This window comes from Gimesia sp. (assembly GCF_048262075.1).
Taxonomy (GTDB): Bacteria; Planctomycetota; Planctomycetia; order Planctomycetales; family Planctomycetaceae; genus Gimesia.
The window spans coordinates 613623-631841 of sequence record NZ_JBLXFK010000001.1 but is presented as its reverse complement, the minus strand read 5'-3'; the positions used below and the strand labels follow the sequence as shown (position 1 = coordinate 631841).

The following is an 18219-nucleotide window of genomic DNA, read 5'->3' as shown; positions in this document are numbered from 1 at the left end:
GTGCTCCAACTCCGCATAAATACCTTGACCACATAACTGCGAAAATCCGCCGGTTGGGTGGCGACCAGGATCTTCATCTGCGGTGTAATGGCCAGCCGCATCTTCGAATACCAGAACCTGTCGACCAAACGGCATCGGCTGACCGGCCTTGCCACGTTTGTAAAGCTGAGTGTGCGGCTCGAAAATACTGAAGAGCTTGTCGCTGTTGGCAACTGTTTCGCCGTGGATGATACGCCGCCGGTTTGTGTCGGCAGATTCACCATGCACGCTGCTCCAGCGCGGCGAGCACGATTTCGAGCGTGGTTCGATCACAGCCGCTTCCGACGCGAACCGTGGTGCCGTGTGAGAACACGATTTCAATCGGTGTGGCAGGGAGTTGGACTTCAACGGGCAAAAAGGAAGTTGCCGCAGTTTGCTCGGCATCCCGCTTTTTCAATTCGCGTCGCCAGTAATGGTACGCTGGTTCGCTCAGTCCTTCACGCTCACAAAAGGCACGAATCGAGAGTCCGGATTGCAGACGGTCTGAAAGGGTTTGTCGCCAGAACGCTTCACGGTCCGGGTTCCGCCGCTGGTCGGCACGTTGTGTTGACTGGGATGTGGGCATTACTTTCGCTCCTGAATATGCTGGTGGTTGCGATTCACCTTCCAGCCTCGCCGTCGGAGTAACTCGGTCACACGACGGTAACCATAACGGCCGTACTGGCTCGCCAGATCGATGATCTCCCGCACCGCGGTTTTCAAAACGGGCTGGTTTTCCTCTCCCAAATCCCGGTGACGCCAATCAGGAAGAGATTAAAGTTGTACCAGATTTATTTGCTCGCTTTATTGTCCTACATCGTAGGCTGAATTACTCAAGATTTGGAACCAACCCAGTCAGTCTCTGTACTATATCCTGCTCGTTCAATCCCATTTCAATAAGGAACTCCACGTAATTATTCACCACAGTTTGAAAATGAACGTGTTCTTTACCCGTATACCTGTAGAAGTCAGTAAAGATCTCCAAAGTACGCCTCATGAGTGGTTCCGCTTCAGTCAGACGATTGGTGGCCATGAGCAGTTGTGCCAAATTGTTGAGCCAAATGGCGACAGTGGGATGTTCCGGTCCATAGGCGGCTTCATCGATTTCAAGTCCCCGTCGCATGAGTGGTTCCGCTTCGGTCAGCCGATTGGTGTCCTGGAGCAGTTGTGCCAGATTATTGAGGGCAGTGGCAACCTTCGGATGATTCTCGCCGAATGCGGCTTCAAAAATAGTTACTACCCTCCTCATGAGTGGTTCCGCTTCAGTCAGACGATTGGTGGCCATGAGCAGGATTGCCAGATTGTTGAGGTCTCTGGCAACTTTGGGATGTTCCGGTCCATAGGCGGCTTCATCGATTTCAAGTGCCCGTCGCATGAGTGGTTCCGCTTCGGTCAGCCGATTCGTGGCCTTTAGCAGTTGTGCCAGATTGTTGAGGTCAGTAGCAACTTCAGGATGTTCCGGTCCATAGGCTGCTTCATCGATTTCAAGTGCCCGTCGTATGAGTGGTTCCGCTTCTGAAAAGCAGGAGAAATCGTAGAGGAATAACGCAAGTATGTTGGCAAGATGTGCAACTACTGGAGTGTCGCCTCGGGCGCGTACCCATTGCTCAAAGGCGGCCGAGTAACTCGATCCCATTTCATATTCGTCTGGAAGTAACTGCCAGTATCGTCGTAATTCATATTCATCACGGTTATTCAACGCAAGGAAATAGGATTGATCTGTAAGGATGGTATGTAACTCTTTCCAATCTCTCGCTTCAGCCAGCAACCAGGGGAGTTCAGCAAAGTTCCGATCGCTCCAGATCTCTTCCCGCTGGAAATATTGTGCCAGTTTCTTGCGTGCAAGCTGCTGGTTTTCAATATTGGGTAGATAAGATGTTTCAGTTGCATCTCGCAGATAGTCGTGCGCGAAGGAGAGTAGGCCCTTACGACTGACGAGTGATTCGGACATCGCCAGAAACAAGGGAGAAAACAAAGCACTTGGAAAGGGGTCTTCAGACTCACTCAGCAGATCTAGAAGTTCGGATTCAGATATCCCGTAACGCGAGGCCCACAATAATGACAGTACATCACCGACTAAGGTCTCATTGGCCTCATCTTCAAAAGACTCTTCCCACCGGCATATCACCTTTTCAAACAACTCTCCTGGATGCTTTGCTTCGAGATACCAGTCAATTCGCTCATTCAAAGTCTCATAGACTCCGAACACTCGTAATTCATCCAACAACACTCGTAAAAAAAGAGGGTTTTGCGACTGCACGGCCAGAGCAATCTTTCGTCTCACAGGCTTACTGAGCTGTTTACGATAAGATCGTAGCAGCTTCCAGGTGAGTCGCACTCGATCGACATTATTGAGCGGCTCAACGTAAAGTGGAGATATTCTTTTCATCCAGCCTCGATTTTTGGCGGCTTCCAGTGAACGCCCTGCGAGCGTTGAGAATATAACTCGGCATGATTTGGGTAACAGGTACGGGAACCAGCTCAACCCGGGGGCATCATTGAAATTTTCAAGCTGATTTAAAGCGTCAATCACCAGAACAATCCGACCATGTTCGGCTGCCTTGGTTAACCAGGTTGGAAATGCAGCTATCATTTGATCCAGATTTGCTGGGACTTCATCCGCCAACTGGAACTTTTCTTTCAGTTCCAGCATGATACGTTGTAGCAGTCCGGTAATACTGGCGCTGTTCGGCGAACCACCAATGAAATGCAATAGCACAAATTCATCGGGATGCTGTTTGCAATATGTCGTTGCCCAATTGGCTAGCAGTGCCGATTTCCCGCTTCCAGATTCCCCCAGCACCACCATTGGCGGTCCATCCCCGGCTACATGGGTATCGAGTTGGTCGAAGTAGTCCTGCCGCCTGATATATACACTAGTTCGACTATCTGCAAACGCTGCGTGGTCTAATCTTTCTCGTTCCAGTGAAGAAGGTTTCTCTTCTTCTGGATAAAGCGTGTTGATTAACTTTTCGAAATCACTCAGGACAAGATCGCTCAGATCACTTGCGTTCCTGAAGTTTTCATGTGGCGTGTATTGTAATTTTCCTTCCTGGTGTTTTTTTCGTATCTCATCTTTCAGTTGATTCAACCTGTAGTGGCTATTTTCGTTTTCCGGTGCGAAGTCTTTTTTTGGTCTTCCGGCACCGAATCGAGAAATTTTGGATCACGAAAGTAAAAGAAAGCGTGGTCGGCCATCTCTGGATCATTGAGCACACCATGCAAGATTTCCAGCTCTGTGTATGATTTCTTCTGACCCTCGTCTGTATATTTCTGAATCCAGGGCTCACGTTCAATCACTTCTTGAGGAATCGTTTCTGGACACGCACCATATCTCTCTCCAAGCAGACCAATAAAATAAGGGCGGCATCGTTTGATCTCTTCCAGACAAATTGGTAACACATCACCTCTTTCAGCCTGTTCTTCGGTGATTCCCCAACGCAGATCCACATCTCCCCACATAACGCCACGCGATTCGTACAACTTACGAAGTTTCGGAAATGTCTTCAGGACCAATTCGTTCCGTTCGTCCTGCATATCGTGAAACGTAGAAGAAATAAAGACACGGATATGGCGATCTTTGTGCAGATTGTCTGTTGCACTGCCTATGTTCATGAGACAAATTCTAACTTGAGATCCGGGAGATTGAATATTCTATCAATTTAACTTGATCAGCATCCATTGCCTCAGGTGACGCATGTTTCTCACGAGTGAATCACATGCTGGTAATTTGCACGGATAGTCTCCTTTTTCAGGACGAATGTACCGTATGGTACCTGACGTACCATGTATGAATACAGCAGCCCTTTTCAGTAAAATAATGAAAAAATCTTAAATTGAGCAGAGGTCTATTGAGCTATTCTATCAATTCAATATATTCAGATATATGTGCGAAGTGCTAGTATGTCCAGAGTGGATGTCTGATAGGTTCAAACTGAGTAGCGTCTTTCAATTATGTTTGACTCTCCCAAGAGGGGCCACGGTTAAAAAATGGATCTAATGTTAGCCATCTCCGGAGGACACACTCGAAGTCAGGCCATTGCATTGACAGGCCAGCACATAATGGGGACCGCTACAAGCCCGGGTCTGAACGATCATGTCATCCCCGATCTTCCCACAGCACCCAGCGACCAGATACTGGCAACGAAACTACGGCTACTATTATCTAAACTCGTCGAGTCAATCAATTACAATTCTGACACAATCAAGCAGATTGGGAATTTGAATGAATTATGTGATTCGACCCGAAAAGTAGTGATCGCCATGCCTGGGGTTAGCACAATTTACGATGAAGCACGAATTAAGTCGACACTTTCACAATTTCGATTTGCCTCTCCGGAAGAAATAACTATCATAGATGATACTTGGGCGGTACTGATTGCCGGACTCAGGAACTGTCGTGGCCTCTCTGTTATCGCTGGCACGGGGGCCTCAGCCTATATCGGACTTGACCGGTTTCGTATAGGCAAAAAATTCAAGTTGGATGGATTTGGATCATTATTGGGTGACTGGGGGAGTGGGTTTCGACTTGTGACGCGTCTCCTTGAAGAAGCAGGACGGCATAATGATCGTGACCAGGAAGACTTTCCTCTAGGGCAAGAATTACTGAAAAAAGCTAGTGAAATCCGTGCTAGCGCGCTTCTAGACTCTTTCATCGGCCTGCAGAACTGGTTTGATGATCTTGTACGCGATACACAAGCCGATTGGCGTACTTCCCTCGCAAATCTGGCTTCAGTGGTGACGGAGGCAGCTGATGCTTCTACCCCTTGTGAACTCGCCAAAGATTTGGTTGTCGAATCAGCAAACCAGTTGCTCGATACGATTGAGATTGCTTTTTCCCGCCTCAAATCTCCATCAATGTCAGAATTTCTACCTGATGACTTCGACCCAAATCAGTTTCCTATTGTCTTCAAGGGGGGACAGATGGAGCACAGCCACATTTATTGTAAGGCATTAATTGAGGGACTCGTTCAGCGTGGAATCAAATCGCCACTGTATTTTTCAGAATTCGGTCCCGTTGTGGGATCTGCGATGCTGGCAATGACAGACCGAATCTCCCCGGAGAATGCCGATTTAATCCGTTTTTTAGATGAGCTAAGACAATGGCCTACAGCAAAGAATGACCGATTCATTGTTGAGTATCCCTACGATCAAAAAGAAATAATGAATAAAACTGCTACTTAGCCTAGGAAAAAAAATGTCATTGATTCAACAGGCACAGCGTCGTGAATTTTCACTTGATTCATGGGAATCTCTAATTAACGATCCTTCCCGGATGAAGTTGCTGTTGGCTGTCGGGAGAGGGTATACTAGAAACTTCACTGATTCGGTAGAATGCCTGCGAATGATGCAGTCGCATCGTCAGTTTAATTGTCAGTATCTGGTCGATTTTGATGTCATTACAGATCTGTTCTCTGTTGATTTAGTCAATGCAGATTATTACCGAGATCCGAATTCAATCAAGCGTCATCGCTATATGATCTATTCCTGGTTTCGACATTCGGTTACTGCCGGTCGTAAGTTCTGCATTCCCTGGGGAGCATTCCAGGAACTGATGGAAGAGTTGAACAAGTTAAAACGCATCAGTTCCAATCTGGGAATGCGCAGAACAAAAAAAGAATTGAAGAGAGAGGAAGTATTACGCGATGTCGCTAAGGCTCTGGGAGTGGCAGATTTTGACCAGATCGAGATGGATACCTTGAATCTTGAAATTCACAAGTGTTTACAGGATTCGAACTATAAACTGGGACGTTTGGATGAGTTTTTGTCACCGGCATCATTCAGAGGAGTCAAAGCAGAATATGATAAACGGATCATGAACTTGTTGTGCGAATGGCTTTCTGCTTGCCCGCGCAAGAACAGTAATGATCCGAATACAACACGACACAATCGCAAAAAAGATCCACGCGACCAACGGGATGCTTTAAATATTGCGATCGCGATTGAGTCGGCTATTCACAAGTTATCAAACCCTCTAGAAAAACATCCTTTGTTGGTTCTGACGACATCCACAAAAATTGTGAAGGATCTCTCCAATCTGGAGTTACTCCTGTATGGAGATTTTGATGCGTTCATTCCCGAAGAACGCCAACCTCAACTGCCTCACTCACGTAGAATTGAATTGCTCCGAGAACTGAAAAACATCTTTCAAGAAAAAGAGGCGTTAAGTGTCTTTTCTGCAATCCCGATTATGGATCCTAAATCTGCATTGACTGCTGAACTGCTCAACTTTTATGAACGGCCTGAAATGGCCCTCAATACTCTGAATCAACAGCAACAGGATTTTCAGAATATTTTAAGCTATTGCTCATCTTACTTAGCATTGCATCAGGGCTCAGAGTCGAAGTTAGATGAAGGAGTCGACCGGTTACTCGAAGTCAAACGCAATCAGGTAATCCGTCTGATCGGTGATGTCGGAAATCGTTTTCTGACTTCCGACGATCCTTTACACAGATTTGAATGCGAAAGATCAATTGAACAGGGGATTGGCAGACAGTTTCGCAGGGATGATCAAGAAAATTTTTATGTGGGGAGCAGTTCCGATTCCATCGAGGCAAACTCAACTCATTTTCTTTTTGCCATTTCCAGCGTCACCAATAAGGTTCAAGATCACCTCTGTTATGAATATAATATTAACGTGGTTAACGCATTTCCCCCTTATTTGAAATATTCGATCAGTGAAGCAACGGGAGCTCTCAATGATGAAATAATCATTTCAGGGGAATGTTATCCGGCCCAGTATGACTGCGAACGACTTTATTCCAATCGTATATCGACTGTAGCCTTTCTCAAAGAGTATCTTGATTACCTGGATAGCACATTTCTGATCAGCGCGAACAAACAAGTCGTTCCTGAAACGATTCTGGTTGAGGATTCTTCCGATCTTTGGAAAGAAGGGCTGCTTATTTTCTGCGGAAATGAATGGCTGGGGATGCCTGTTACCGATAGATCAAGTGAGAACCTGAGTCTGATTGATTCCTTTGAGCGTGCATTGAAAAAAGTCAAAGTGAATCGGGATTTTGCTGGAGAGAAGGTGAGTGTTCAGGCAGCTCCCTATCAGGTTCGGTTGGCAACTCCAGACATTGATATCGCTTTTGACATAGAGTTGCTAGATGATGAACTGGAACGCTATGTGCGTTTAATTTCACCCAATCCTCACATTAAGGTACTGGTTGAGAATGTTACGAGTTTTCTCCCTCGGGTTGTAAATCCAAATAAATTCCAGAAAATACTAAAGGAATTGTTTGAAGAAATTCAGACTCAATGTGAAAGCATTGAGATAGATTTGAACGTTTCTATATGAACTTCAGTATTCGTATGTCTTAGGAATCTGTCGAATCAATAAAAAACAATCAGAAATAACTTCTAGTACTAAGGGGTTTCAATGAGCGAGCGTGAGTTCTTTTGTCAGTACAACTTCGAAAATCCCGACGGTACTCTGAAAATTGTAAACCAATTAAATGGATCGTGTCCGCATATAGCCAAAGTGAATCTGGAAAAACTTTACTTGTCCGTGTCTGTAATTTTCGATAAACCGTGTTTGATTTCAGCACTGCCTGAGTGCGATAAGCCTGAGAACACTGGTTTTGTAAGAATCATTGCGTCCAGCTTAAATTCACCAGATCTTTATACTCGAATTGTAGAAGTCACTCTGCAATCTTCCGATAAGGATGCCATTTCTTTCCCCAACAACAAAGGTCCAGAACCATCTGCTGAATATTCCAAACAGATTACAGTCCGACCCAAATTTTGTGGAAATGAGAACGCTTCAACTCCCGCCCAGATTTCGACCAAAGTCTATTCAGAGACAGATGGTCCCCTCTCTCGTACATCGGTAGCAGTTCGTTGCAGCGGTTTTAGAGAAGGAATCATCCGAAAGAAGATTAAAGGACAGGACAGTTTAAATGCAGTTTCGGGAACCCTCGCAACAGACAAAAGGGAACCTGCCTCAGTAATGAAACGGATCTTTTTTTCCTATGCTTGGAATCCCGAAACAAATACATTCCTAAAAGATTCGAAACGGGATGAGTCTCTCGAAACCCCTGTAAAAGTTGTTTATGAAATCTTGAGTCAGCATAAAGAACTTGATCTGTTGTATGATAAAACGAATATGAAACCGGGAGATTATCTCACCAGATTTTTGGAGCATCCAACACGTGGGGAAGTAGATTTGATGATTGTATTCTCCAGTGCCAAATACTGGCGGTCTTGGTATTGTATGGCTGAATTCTGCGCTATGATGGAACGTTTTCAGAAAACCAGCCAAAACGAGCGTTCTTCAATTATCATTGTTGAACATTCCTCGGGTATTATACGCAAATTCGATGATCTCGAGCAGATCTGCAAATATTGGGACGATCCTCAACGAGATCGTGAATTTCCAACCTGCTTTAACGACCAGTGCATTTCCAGTAAAAAAATGAGAGAAAAGTTCAAAAGTTTCTTAGATCAAAACGCAGCACGAATCTGCTCAGATCTTCAAGGGGCGACGCATCAATGGTCAAAAGCAAACTCAGAAGAACTCGAGAATTGGATTAAAGAGACTGTTATCCAAAAACTAGGAATTGACCACATATAAGACCTCAAGCAAATCAGTGAATGTCCCGGACTCCCATTGTCACCGAGAATAGATCCTAAAACTTTCAGAAATATTAGCACTCTTTAGACAGCGATTCATACGTCTCTTCAAAAATTGTAGCAGCCACGATCCAGATATCATCCGGGTACTTGACGTCCTTATCAACTTCGCTTTTGACCAGATAGTCTCCCGGCTGTCCGGTCAGATCGCCCCAACTGGCTTTGACCGTAAAAGGATGCTTGATCCGGGCCGCCTGCACACCGGCGCCTTCCGGTCGGGGGGTGAACTTTTCCCATCCCTCGTTGTCAAATTCGCCGGTTGCGGAATATTTCTTGTGTAGTGTTTCTGCTTTTTGTGGCCAGATATCTCCTGCACTACCACGACACAGATAGTCCCCGACATTAGCTGCCATCTGTCCCTCAATCGTGGGAACTGTTAGCGCTACTGTGATCTCTTTCGCCCAGAGGGGCCTGGTTTTCCGTGCCGTAAACCACAGGCCGGCGGAATTGACCTCATCCAGTAGAAGTTGATTTGTGATTGACATGATGACTTTCTGAAATAGTGATCTCACTCGTTTGATAATCATTTATTATATACGGCATCACAATAACATGACGTATGTGTAGAGGTTAAATTCCTGTATTTTTTCATTTCAGCTTGAAGACGTTAGAGCCTCTATTAACCGGGAGCAGGTAGTTCGGGCTGACGATGACGTGTCTGTATGACCCAGTCGGCATTTTCAATTAATGCATCTTCGCCCAGCAGTTGGACGATCTCCTGTGCTGCATCATATTGACATGATTCTACGTTCTCTGCCAGTCTCTTATGGGCCGTGGCGAACAAAGAATGCATCCATTTATATCGGCGTGCCAGCACACTGAAAGCCGCCTTTTCGCTGAATTCATGTGCGAAAGCTGCTCCCGCCGCTGCGATAAACACCAGCACCGCCAGAATATGATTCATCTTTTCCGTCTTCAGATGGATAAGCAACATCACCACAGCCAGAGAGATGGCTGTTCGGAAACAGAAAGTGATCCACCATTCCCATCGATGTGCCGTTTCCTTGTTCTTCTGAGCGGATCTCTCGTAATAGTTTAATTGATCTTCTACCCAGTATTTCTGTACCAAATTAAAATTATGTTTCTGGTTTTGTTGCACAAGTTCCTGTTCCAAACTGCTGTGTGCCTGGGTGAGTAACTGGCTGGAGCGAACCGCCTGACGAATCCAGTCCAGTTCACTGCGCACCGTGCGCAGGTAATGGTCGGAGACCGTCAAGGGGAGTCCAGCCAGTCGCCAGAAGAACTGCACCCGGAGTGCTTCTGCCAGCGACCGGTAATCGATAAATTTATCGTGAAATTTTTGCCGGGTGACATACCGGTGTAAACCGACACCAGCAGACAATAACACGATGTAGGCAATCAACAGTTCCCACCAGTTGATCAGCAGGTGTGTATACAACTCAAAACAGACCACTGCCACCCCCACGAGGAAAAACAGCCCTCCAATGGTCCGGTTCTTTTTCTTCTGATTATCGAGCGCTGCGGCATCAGAGGCTGCATACAGACTGAGCAGTCTCTGGTGCTGTTCGTATAGTTGAGCCTGATGCTGCTCAGGGAGGATCCAGTCTTTACTCTGAGAGACTCGTGACTGGAAAGAAGCTGTTTCGACCGAGATATCCCGATTGAAGTCATTGATAGACGACCACATGTTGTGGAAGTAACTCTCTACTTTGTCTTTGTCTCGTCCGTGTTTGGGATAGAGGGTGTTCCTCTCTCCTGCCTGCATATCCGGATCAGACTGTTCGCGCGGGACAGCGATATGATAGACGGGGCCGCACTCCGGTTCGTCGAGCGAGTTTTGCGTTTTGATAAAAGGGGCGTCGGTGCCCTCCTGTTGCCAGCGGATCACCCGGGCCGTGCCTCCCTCCGGCTCTTGTACGCCATCCCATAGCGCAATCAGCATCTGGCTGTGCCGGGCGATGAAACGTCCGACTTCTCGGTACTGTTTTGCACGCGATTCTTCTGAATTCACAATTTCTTCTGCCGCGACACCCTCGACCAGTGGCATTTCAATAATCTGCGTTGCCTGATTGAGCAAAGCGTCAAACTCGCTCCGCTTACCGGTACGATGCAGCAGGTCTTCACAGACGGCCCGCGGCCAGGGAAGCGGTACGACCAGTTCGATAGTCGCCTGGAACGAATCGTCCGCCGCCAGTTCCAGCGCAACCTCCGCCACCAGCCGATCTGCACCCTCCGCCAGCGGCGAGAGCAACAGAAACGACGTCTGCGGGTATTGCTCGTGAAGATCCGTAAAAATCTTCCGCACCGCTGATTTCAAAGCGGTCGGGTGTTCCTCTCCCAAATCCCGGTGCCCGGTAACACCGATCAGGAAGGCTAAACGTTGTGACATGTGGTGTGCTCTCTGTTGTTCTACTTCGTCTGTCGAATTAATTCCTATCTCAGTCAGTCTTTGTTGTATTTCCTGCTCATTGAATCCCATTTGAGAAAGTAACCTCGTATAATTATTCACAGCAGTCTGAGAATGAGGATGTTCATGCCCCATTTGTCTGTTGAAATCAATGAAGATCTCCAGAACACGCCGCATGAGGGGTTCCGCCTCGGCCAGCCGATTGGTGGCTTTGAGCAGTTGTGCCAGATTGTTGAGGGAAGCGGCGACATCGGGATGTTCTGGTCCATAGGCGGCTTCATTGATCTCCAGTGTCCGCCGCATGAGGGGTTCTGCCTCAGTCAGCCGATTCGTGACAAAGAGTAGTCCTGCCAGACTGCTGAGGGCAGTGGCGACATCGGGATGTTCCGGCCCATAGGCGGCTTCAGCGATCTGGAGTGCCCGCCGCATGAGGGGTTCCGCCTCTGTCAGCCGATTGGTAGCCTGGAGCAGTTGTGCCAGATTACTGAGGTTCCTGGCGACAGTGGGGTGTTCCGGTCCATAGGCGGCTTCATCGATCTGGAGTGCCCGCCGCATGCGGGGTTCCGCCTCGGCCAGCCGATTGGTGGCAAAGAGTAGTCCTGCCAGATTGTTGAGGGCAGTGGCGACATCGGGATGATTCTCGCCGAATGCGGATTCATAAATAGATACCACCCACTGCATGAGGGGTTCCGCTTCGGTCAGCCGATTGGTGGCCTGGAGCAGTTGTGCCAGATTGTTGAGGTTCCTGGCGACAGTGGGATGTTCCGGTCCATAGGCGGCTTCATCGATCTGGAGTGCCCGCTGCATGAGGGGTTCCGCCTCGGTCAGCCGATTCGTGGTAAAGAGTAGTCCTGCCAGATTGTTAAGGGCAATGGCGACAGTGGGATGTTCCGGTCCATAGGCAGCTTCAGCGATCTGGAGTGCCCGCCGCATGAGGGGTTCCGCCTCGGCCAGCCGATTGGTGGCCTTGAGCAGGTTTGCCAGATTGTTGAGGGCAGTGGCTACTTCGGGATGTTCGGGTCCATAAGCAGCTTCATCGATCTGTAGTACCCGCCGCATGAGGGGTTCCGCCTCGACCAGCCGATTGGTGGCCTGGAGCAGTTGTGCCAGATTGTTGAGGTCCCTGGCGACAGTGGGATGTTCCGGTTCATAGGCGGCTTCATCGATCTGTAGTGCCCGCCTCATGAGTGGTTCCGCTTCGGTCAGCCGATTGGTGGCCTGGAGCAGTTGTGCCAGACTGCTGAGGGCAGTGGCGACATCGGGATGTTCCGGCCCATAGGCGGCTTCATCGATCTGGAGTGCCCGCCGCATGAGGGGTTCCGCTGCCTGAAACAACCCTTTTGTTTCCAGGAATAATCCATACTGATTCATTAACCGTGTTGTGGGCTCATCAATCTGACTCGCGTCGGCATATTCGATGATTTCCGCAATGTGGGGAACCAACGGTTCCAGGACCGGCCAGGTACGGACGTCAGTTGGATTAAATGGGGTTGAATTGTTAACAATATGAAGGGACGCTTCGAGCCAAAGTAGATATTCCGGCTGCGGAATGTCGAGCCGCTGGACGGTTTGCACCAAAGCGTGGAGTGTGAAGGAATGACCCTGACGGTTGATCAGAGAATAGCGGTCCAGATCTTTGAGTGCCTGGCGAATCGCCAGTTCTGCGTTTTCACAGGTAGGAACTGTTTCTGTTTTCTCTGATGAATGCAACGCTTCAGTAATTTTATGCAGCAGTTCAAATGATTCAGCAAACAGCGAGTTGGGAATCGGTTCAGTGCTGTAAAAGGAAGAGAGTCGTAGAATAACCCGTGCGAGGTGGTTCTCTTCCAGACGTTGCATTGTGGCGTGCCAGGTAGTCATCACGGAGTCGGGATACTCCGTCGAGCCGAGCACGCCCGCCGAGAGCAGTTCCCCGGTCGCCGTTTCATACAGTGCCAGATAATCGGCGAAAGTATACTCGGCTCCTTCTTCTTTGATAAATGCCGCTGCCTGTTCCAGCGCCAGGGGAAGAAAGCCGAGTTTTTTTGCCAGCAGATCGACGGAATCCAAATCGGTTTGGGACGCTTCTCTGGCGGAACGCCGCAGTAACAGTTCTCGTGCCGGTGCGGGTTCAAGCACATACACGTGCAGCGTGGCGATCGCGGCGGACCAGTGGGCGAACCGGGAAGTAATCAGTGTGTGACAGCCCCCCGCTTTGGGGATCCAGTCCTGGACTGAGGCTTCGTCTTCCACATTATCCAGAATCAACAGGCGTTCGGTCGACTGATTGAGGACCTGCAGTGCATAGTCGGCTTTGGCAACGGCGTCTTTAACCTGCTTTAATTCGGGATTAAAAATCTCCGCCAGCCGCGCAAATTCACTATCGAGGCCGATATTAGCATCGACCCACAGGATCTGTTGATAACAACGCCAGTAATGCTCGGCATATTCCCGGGCCAGTGTCGTCTTACCCACCCCTCCCATCGCATGCACCGAGACCGACTGTCCCTGCGTGAGGGCGGCCGTCGGCGTGCGATAGAGGGCTTCATGAATCTTAAGCAGATCCTCCTCGCGGCCGACAAAGTGAGGGTTCGGTCGATAGCGCAGATGAGCCGTCCGTTCCCGTTTATCGGGCCGCGGCTCAACCAGCAGCTTGCGAATCGCCTGGAACAGGGTTTCCCAGTCATCCGGACCGGCAGTTTTAGGGTCGAAAGGAAATATCTGCATTCGGGACAGGGGCGGCGTCAGGACGTCGTCCAGTTCTCCCGCGACATGCAACGGTAAGGTCTGCTCGGCGCCGTACGTTTCATAGCAGGTCCAGGTAGAAGTCTTCCAGTTCGGCGTCAACACGGGCAACAACACCCGGCTGGCGTTACAGCCTGCTTCAATCCCCTGGTGCCAGTTGAAGCCGGGAGTCAGACGGATCTTGTCCAACCAGACACTGAACCCGGCAGCCCGCAGCTTCTCGCACAGCGGCTCTGCATACTCCTGATCGAGGGAGCTGTAACTGATGAAGACATCGTATGTTTCTGTTGACGGTTCAACATCGTTCATGGAAGTGGCCCTGAAGGGAAAGTGACCGGACAACCAGATTTTAGAATGTGTGTTCTGGCAATTCAGGATTAGGAGTCAGACGATTCAGCGTGATTCTTTTTTTGGAGTTGAAAGCGATGCTTCCACAAAATCCCGGGGAGGATTTCGACAAATAGTTTATCGTATGCCTGATCTTTGGACGGTACTTCATAAAAGGGACAGATATCGCGATGTTGAAAGTTGTCTTTGTTATTTTCCTTTGCCCATTCAAAACCCTTGACCATGTGATTGCGAGTCCAGACATCATGCTCGATGAGCGCCAGTTCATCGGCTTCTTTATGTGGAAACTTGAAAGGGCAGTCTGAGTTTGGGTTCTCTTCGTGAAATTTAAGTTCATAGCCAATCTCTGCCAGTTTAGCAAAGATAATGCGGGCCGTGACGCGACTGTTCTCTTTGCCCTCTTCGCTGAGATCATCATAGTCTTTCAGTAAGGGATTATTCTCTATTTCTTCCGCAGTCGGTTTTTTCGAGCTTTTCCATTCGGTGTGATAGTTCCGGGCGAGGGCTTCTACCGAATCGGCTTCCAGATGACTGCGTGCCATCAATGTTTTAAAATCTTTTGAAACGTGCAACAGAAGTTGTTCTTCTGAAGGGAGCTGGGCCATACTGAAATAATCGGCTTTCAACAGACTGCTGATACGGACCACCGATTCCAGTGAGCGGGCGCCGTGGAGGAACTCTTTTACGCGCAGGAAACCATAGATTACACTCTGGCTGACGGACGCCATTTTGCTTTTGCGGTGAATGAGGTGCGGGTAGTCCCGTTCCAGCAGCGATCGCAATATCAGGGCTCGTCGTATCGGGTAGGCAATGTCCTCAGATTTGCCCTTTAGATCGATAATCGGGTTGGGACCTTTGATGTTAATGAAGCCCCGCAGACGACTCACAAAATCGGGACCTTTCTGTTTCACAAACGCTTTAGTTTCTCTTTTGGTTTCGGCTGATACATCAGCATCTGCCTTTATGTTATCGACGTTTTTATTGAACTCTTCAAAAGTCTGACAGGTGCCCCCTGCAAAAATGAAAATGGCTTTGCCAAAAGGATGCAGGAGATTGCCTGAGAGAAATTCCGAATCCTGCATCGGAGCGAGAAAATGTTTCAGCCAGTTAAGGTTGTCAGTATCGAATTCATCCCAGAACACCAGCGGGACCGTATCTTTGATGGAAGCGTCTCGAATCTGATGGAAGGCTTCGTGCAACTGCATATGATTACTGGCATCGAACTGAGAGAGATTGAATTCCAGCTTGATGCCTTTTTTGCCCAAAAGTTCCTCGGCCAGTTGCTTAATAGCAAACGATTTTCCGGAGCCGGGGGAACCGAAGACCGCGATTGAGAGTGGACGCCGGTCGTCGGGGGAGTTGAGGTACTCTTCAATCAGTCGGCGAACGGAATTGATACGCTCGATTTCCTCGCGATCGACGGTCAGGTATTTACCATAGCGTGCCTGGGGAATTTGCGCCAGGGCTACTTTCGCTCCACGACGGACAACGTCCATTGCCTGGGCGGTGATATAATCGATGCCGTAACCGGCAACATCCTGCAGTAGATCCAGCTTATCATCGGGAATATTCTTTTGTTGATCGCGACTGAACACCACATGCGGAAACGCAGTAGCATACTTAGCTTCAAGGCGTTTCTGTTTCTCCTGTTCTGGTTTGCTCTTTTCAGCTTTTTTAACCGTTGTTTTGTCGTCCTTCTCGTCCTCGGGAGAGGGATCATCCAGAAGTTGCTGGATTCCTGTGGTATCTGGTGTCGGGTGGTCCCCTTTGTTCCCCGCAATATCATAATTGTGACGCATCGCCTCCAGGGCACGGCTCAGGCAGGAGAACAGTGGATGCTGCTCCGGTTCCAGAATGTATCGGACCATGGCTGCGGTCAGAATAGAACCTGCGCCGACCATATGTCCGGGGCGTTGTGATTCCCAGCTTCCTTCCAGATCGTCGGGAGCATATACAAAACGCTCGAACCGAGCCCGTTCAGTCCTGTCGCGGGAATCATCAGTTTGTTTTTCAATCTGTTTCGGATCTCCCAGCTTGAGCATCTCCCGTGTAAAACTGGCAATCCCCGCGCAGCCGAAGTAGACAATCACCCGTTTGCACATAGCCAGATCATTTTGAGAGAAACCTGATTGGAATTCTTTCACAATTTCGCTGACCGTGCGGTCCCACGAAAGGCCTTTGGAGAGATCGGCACCGCGAGTACGTAAAATATCGGCTGAGACAACCGCGGTAATCCGATTGCCGACTTCGGCATCGAGCAGTGTGTGAAACAGATGGTTTTTGTCATCCAGACAACTGAGTTTCAGCAGAATGTCTTCAGGAAGATTCTGCTGAAGAAATTCCGGCCCATCCCAAGTATCCTGATCGGGACTCAACTTCGGCCACAGATTCGAATGTCCGGTGAATCCCAGGCACAGGTCGTCGATGACAAGCAACCGGCTCTCGGCGAGCGATATGAGCTCTTGAGGCTGATTTTCATCTTCCTGATCTGAGGTTTGCTCTGTAAGACAACTGAGAAGTGGGAGAGGCTCAAATGTTGTCGGCAGTTGACAGCCCAGGAAGTTATCAATCCGCCAGACCAGCTCGTCCTGGGACTGAATACGCCTACGTTCAAACGATTTCCAGGTCATAAACGCTTTGCCGACCTGATTCCAGGAGTGCAAAGGGGCATCTTTAATTTTTGATGAATCTTCTTTAGCTGGGTCTGCCAACTTTGGTCGATTTACCTGTTCATTCTCCGGACAGTACACGACAAATGGATTATCGGAGCCCAGTCGGTTTGTCATGCTACTGCAGACATTTTTAATTAGATGAGTCAGATACCAGGCTCCTCCCGGCTGGACATCGATCATGGTCAGATCACAGGGGTGCGTGTGCCGGTCCGACTGGCCAGGGTCATTTCTGAGATGACAATCCCATAATAGGTCTCCGGTAACGACAATCTGGTGTTCTGGGGTGCTTGGCATGGCTGGAGCTTCAGAGATTGGGACAGAGATCTGATAATTAAACTTGCCGATTTCTTCAAAACAAGCTCTGCTAAGGCGAGAGCTATGTTGGAGAAGGGGGGGGTAAGAAACGTGTAAGCTGAAACTAGAGTTCAGATTATACTGGAACATGAACGGAAAGGCACGTAAAATAAATGCGCAAAATGCCATTTACGATACAAGAAGAGCAATTAGCCAGAGACAGGTTGATTTACTGACAAAATAGGATAGGAAGAGCTTTGTTTTTCACCTCTCAGTTAGGACCACTTTGCAGAGTGTCGTCTGGATCGAAGTTTCGAGATAACAAGTTCCGCAATCTGTTTGGGCGTCTTGGTGGTTAAATCCTGGTAAACGACATCCGATGCCATTCCGGGGATTTCCGTCTGATCGAATCGACAAGCCAGTATGTAGTCGTCTCGCTGCTCCGCAGCACTGTGCATCGCTCTTTCCATCGCAATTTTACTTTCATAGGTAGGCCACACCTTTCGAGCGTAGTCCGCGGATACAAACATGAGGCAATGACGCCCCAAGTTCCGATATATTACATCCAGTTCCTTTCTCAGACTTTTGCCCCACAACTCCGGCTCTTCAAAAGGTGCATAGAAGAAGCTAACCTCGGCTTTCTTCAAATAGTGTGCGACCTCGTCAACATACTCGATGTTCTCGCTGGCGTACGATATAACGATTTCGTACGGAAACTCCTGATAAGTCCCTCTGATCAGTTCAGAAACGAACTTTTGAGGCAGGTCACCATCCTTGACGGCCCAGTGTGACCTGCTTTGTTCCCAATCGTGAAGTTGCAGTTCCCTCCGGCAGTCGTCGAGCAAGTCGACAGTCGTATGGGAATGTTCCTTAAAAGTGAATTGGATCTGTCTGCCAACATATTTCACACTTTTTACAGAACCCACGCGTACCACCTGCGAAGTGTTTCTACCCCACTCACCGGTCACGATGGTTGGCAATTGAACAAGCCTCGTAAGGTTCCTTCGGTCCTTGAAAAGTTCCTTTGCTTCATCGCAGCTATATTCAAGGAAGCGAGACGCATCGATCGACCAAGGTTGCGATTCCGTCCACATTTCACCATCTCCGTAAATGATGAGGTTAAACATCTGACTTGACTACCCCTTTTTTCTCACCGAT

The 18219-nt window shown here is 48.6% G+C and carries 10 protein-coding genes and 2 pseudogenes; 3 read left to right on the top strand and 9 right to left on the bottom strand.

The genetic code is table 11. The features are described from left to right. Positions 1-90: 90 nt before the first annotated feature. The 5 genes and pseudogenes from ACN0YH_RS02245 to ACN0YH_RS02225 form a co-directional block, all read right to left on the bottom strand. A pseudogene (locus tag ACN0YH_RS02245) lies at positions 91-252 on the bottom strand (ISNCY family transposase); the annotation flags it as partial. A gap of 4 nt (positions 253-256) precedes the next feature. Then, positions 257-604, bottom strand: coding sequence for an IS66 family insertion sequence element accessory protein TnpA (gene tnpA / locus ACN0YH_RS02240; RefSeq protein WP_417377920.1), 348 nt, complete (start codon positions 602-604; stop codon positions 257-259). A gap of 29 nt (positions 605-633) precedes the next feature. After that, a pseudogene (locus ACN0YH_RS02235) lies at positions 634-777 on the bottom strand (IS3 family transposase); the annotation flags it as partial. Positions 778-847: 70 nt separating this feature from the next. Next, positions 848-3109 (bottom strand): tetratricopeptide repeat protein, encoded by a 2262-nt coding sequence (locus ACN0YH_RS02230; RefSeq protein WP_417377919.1) that lies wholly within the window; start codon positions 3107-3109, stop codon positions 848-850. Beyond that, entirely contained in the window at positions 3106-3633 is a 528-nt protein-coding gene (locus ACN0YH_RS02225; RefSeq protein ID WP_417377918.1) for a DUF4062 domain-containing protein, read from the bottom strand. The genes ACN0YH_RS02230 and ACN0YH_RS02225 overlap by 4 nt, the downstream gene beginning before the upstream one ends. Positions 3634-4017: 384 nt before the next feature. Here ACN0YH_RS02225 and ACN0YH_RS02220 point away from each other — a divergent pair, with 384 nt between their 5' ends. The 3 genes from ACN0YH_RS02220 to ACN0YH_RS02210 all read left to right on the top strand — a co-directional run bounded on the left by ACN0YH_RS02220 (position 4018) and on the right by ACN0YH_RS02210 (position 8596). Further along, the gene (locus ACN0YH_RS02220) at positions 4018-5202 is read left to right on the top strand and encodes a hypothetical protein (RefSeq protein ID WP_417377917.1); all 1185 of its coding nucleotides are present in this window, start codon (positions 4018-4020) and stop codon (positions 5200-5202) included. 13 nt (positions 5203-5215) lie between these two features. Then, the gene (locus ACN0YH_RS02215; protein WP_417377916.1) at positions 5216-7321 is read left to right on the top strand and encodes a hypothetical protein; all 2106 of its coding nucleotides are present in this window, start codon (positions 5216-5218) and stop codon (positions 7319-7321) included. Between the two features lie 81 nt (positions 7322-7402). Then, positions 7403-8596 (top strand): hypothetical protein, encoded by a 1194-nt coding sequence (locus ACN0YH_RS02210; protein WP_417377915.1) that lies wholly within the window; start codon positions 7403-7405, stop codon positions 8594-8596. Positions 8597-8669: 73 nt separating this feature from the next. Here ACN0YH_RS02210 and ACN0YH_RS02205 read toward each other — a convergent pair whose 3' ends face one another. The 4 genes from ACN0YH_RS02205 to ACN0YH_RS02190 all read right to left on the bottom strand — a co-directional run bounded on the left by ACN0YH_RS02205 (position 8670) and on the right by ACN0YH_RS02190 (position 18188). Beyond that, positions 8670-9140 carry a PGDYG domain-containing protein gene (locus ACN0YH_RS02205; protein ID WP_417377914.1) on the bottom strand — a complete coding sequence of 157 codons (471 nt, stop codon included), beginning with the start codon at positions 9138-9140 and terminating at the stop codon, positions 8670-8672. Between the two features lie 134 nt (positions 9141-9274). After that, the gene (locus ACN0YH_RS02200) at positions 9275-14056 is read right to left on the bottom strand and encodes a tetratricopeptide repeat protein (protein ID WP_417377913.1); all 4782 of its coding nucleotides are present in this window, start codon (positions 14054-14056) and stop codon (positions 9275-9277) included. Between the two features lie 68 nt (positions 14057-14124). Next, positions 14125-17061 carry a hypothetical protein gene (locus ACN0YH_RS02195; protein WP_417377912.1) on the bottom strand — a complete coding sequence of 979 codons (2937 nt, stop codon included), beginning with the start codon at positions 17059-17061 and terminating at the stop codon, positions 14125-14127. Between the two features lie 275 nt (positions 17062-17336). Beyond that, the gene (locus ACN0YH_RS02190; RefSeq protein WP_417377911.1) at positions 17337-18188 is read right to left on the bottom strand and encodes a TIR domain-containing protein; all 852 of its coding nucleotides are present in this window, start codon (positions 18186-18188) and stop codon (positions 17337-17339) included. Positions 18189-18219 lie beyond the last annotated feature (31 nt).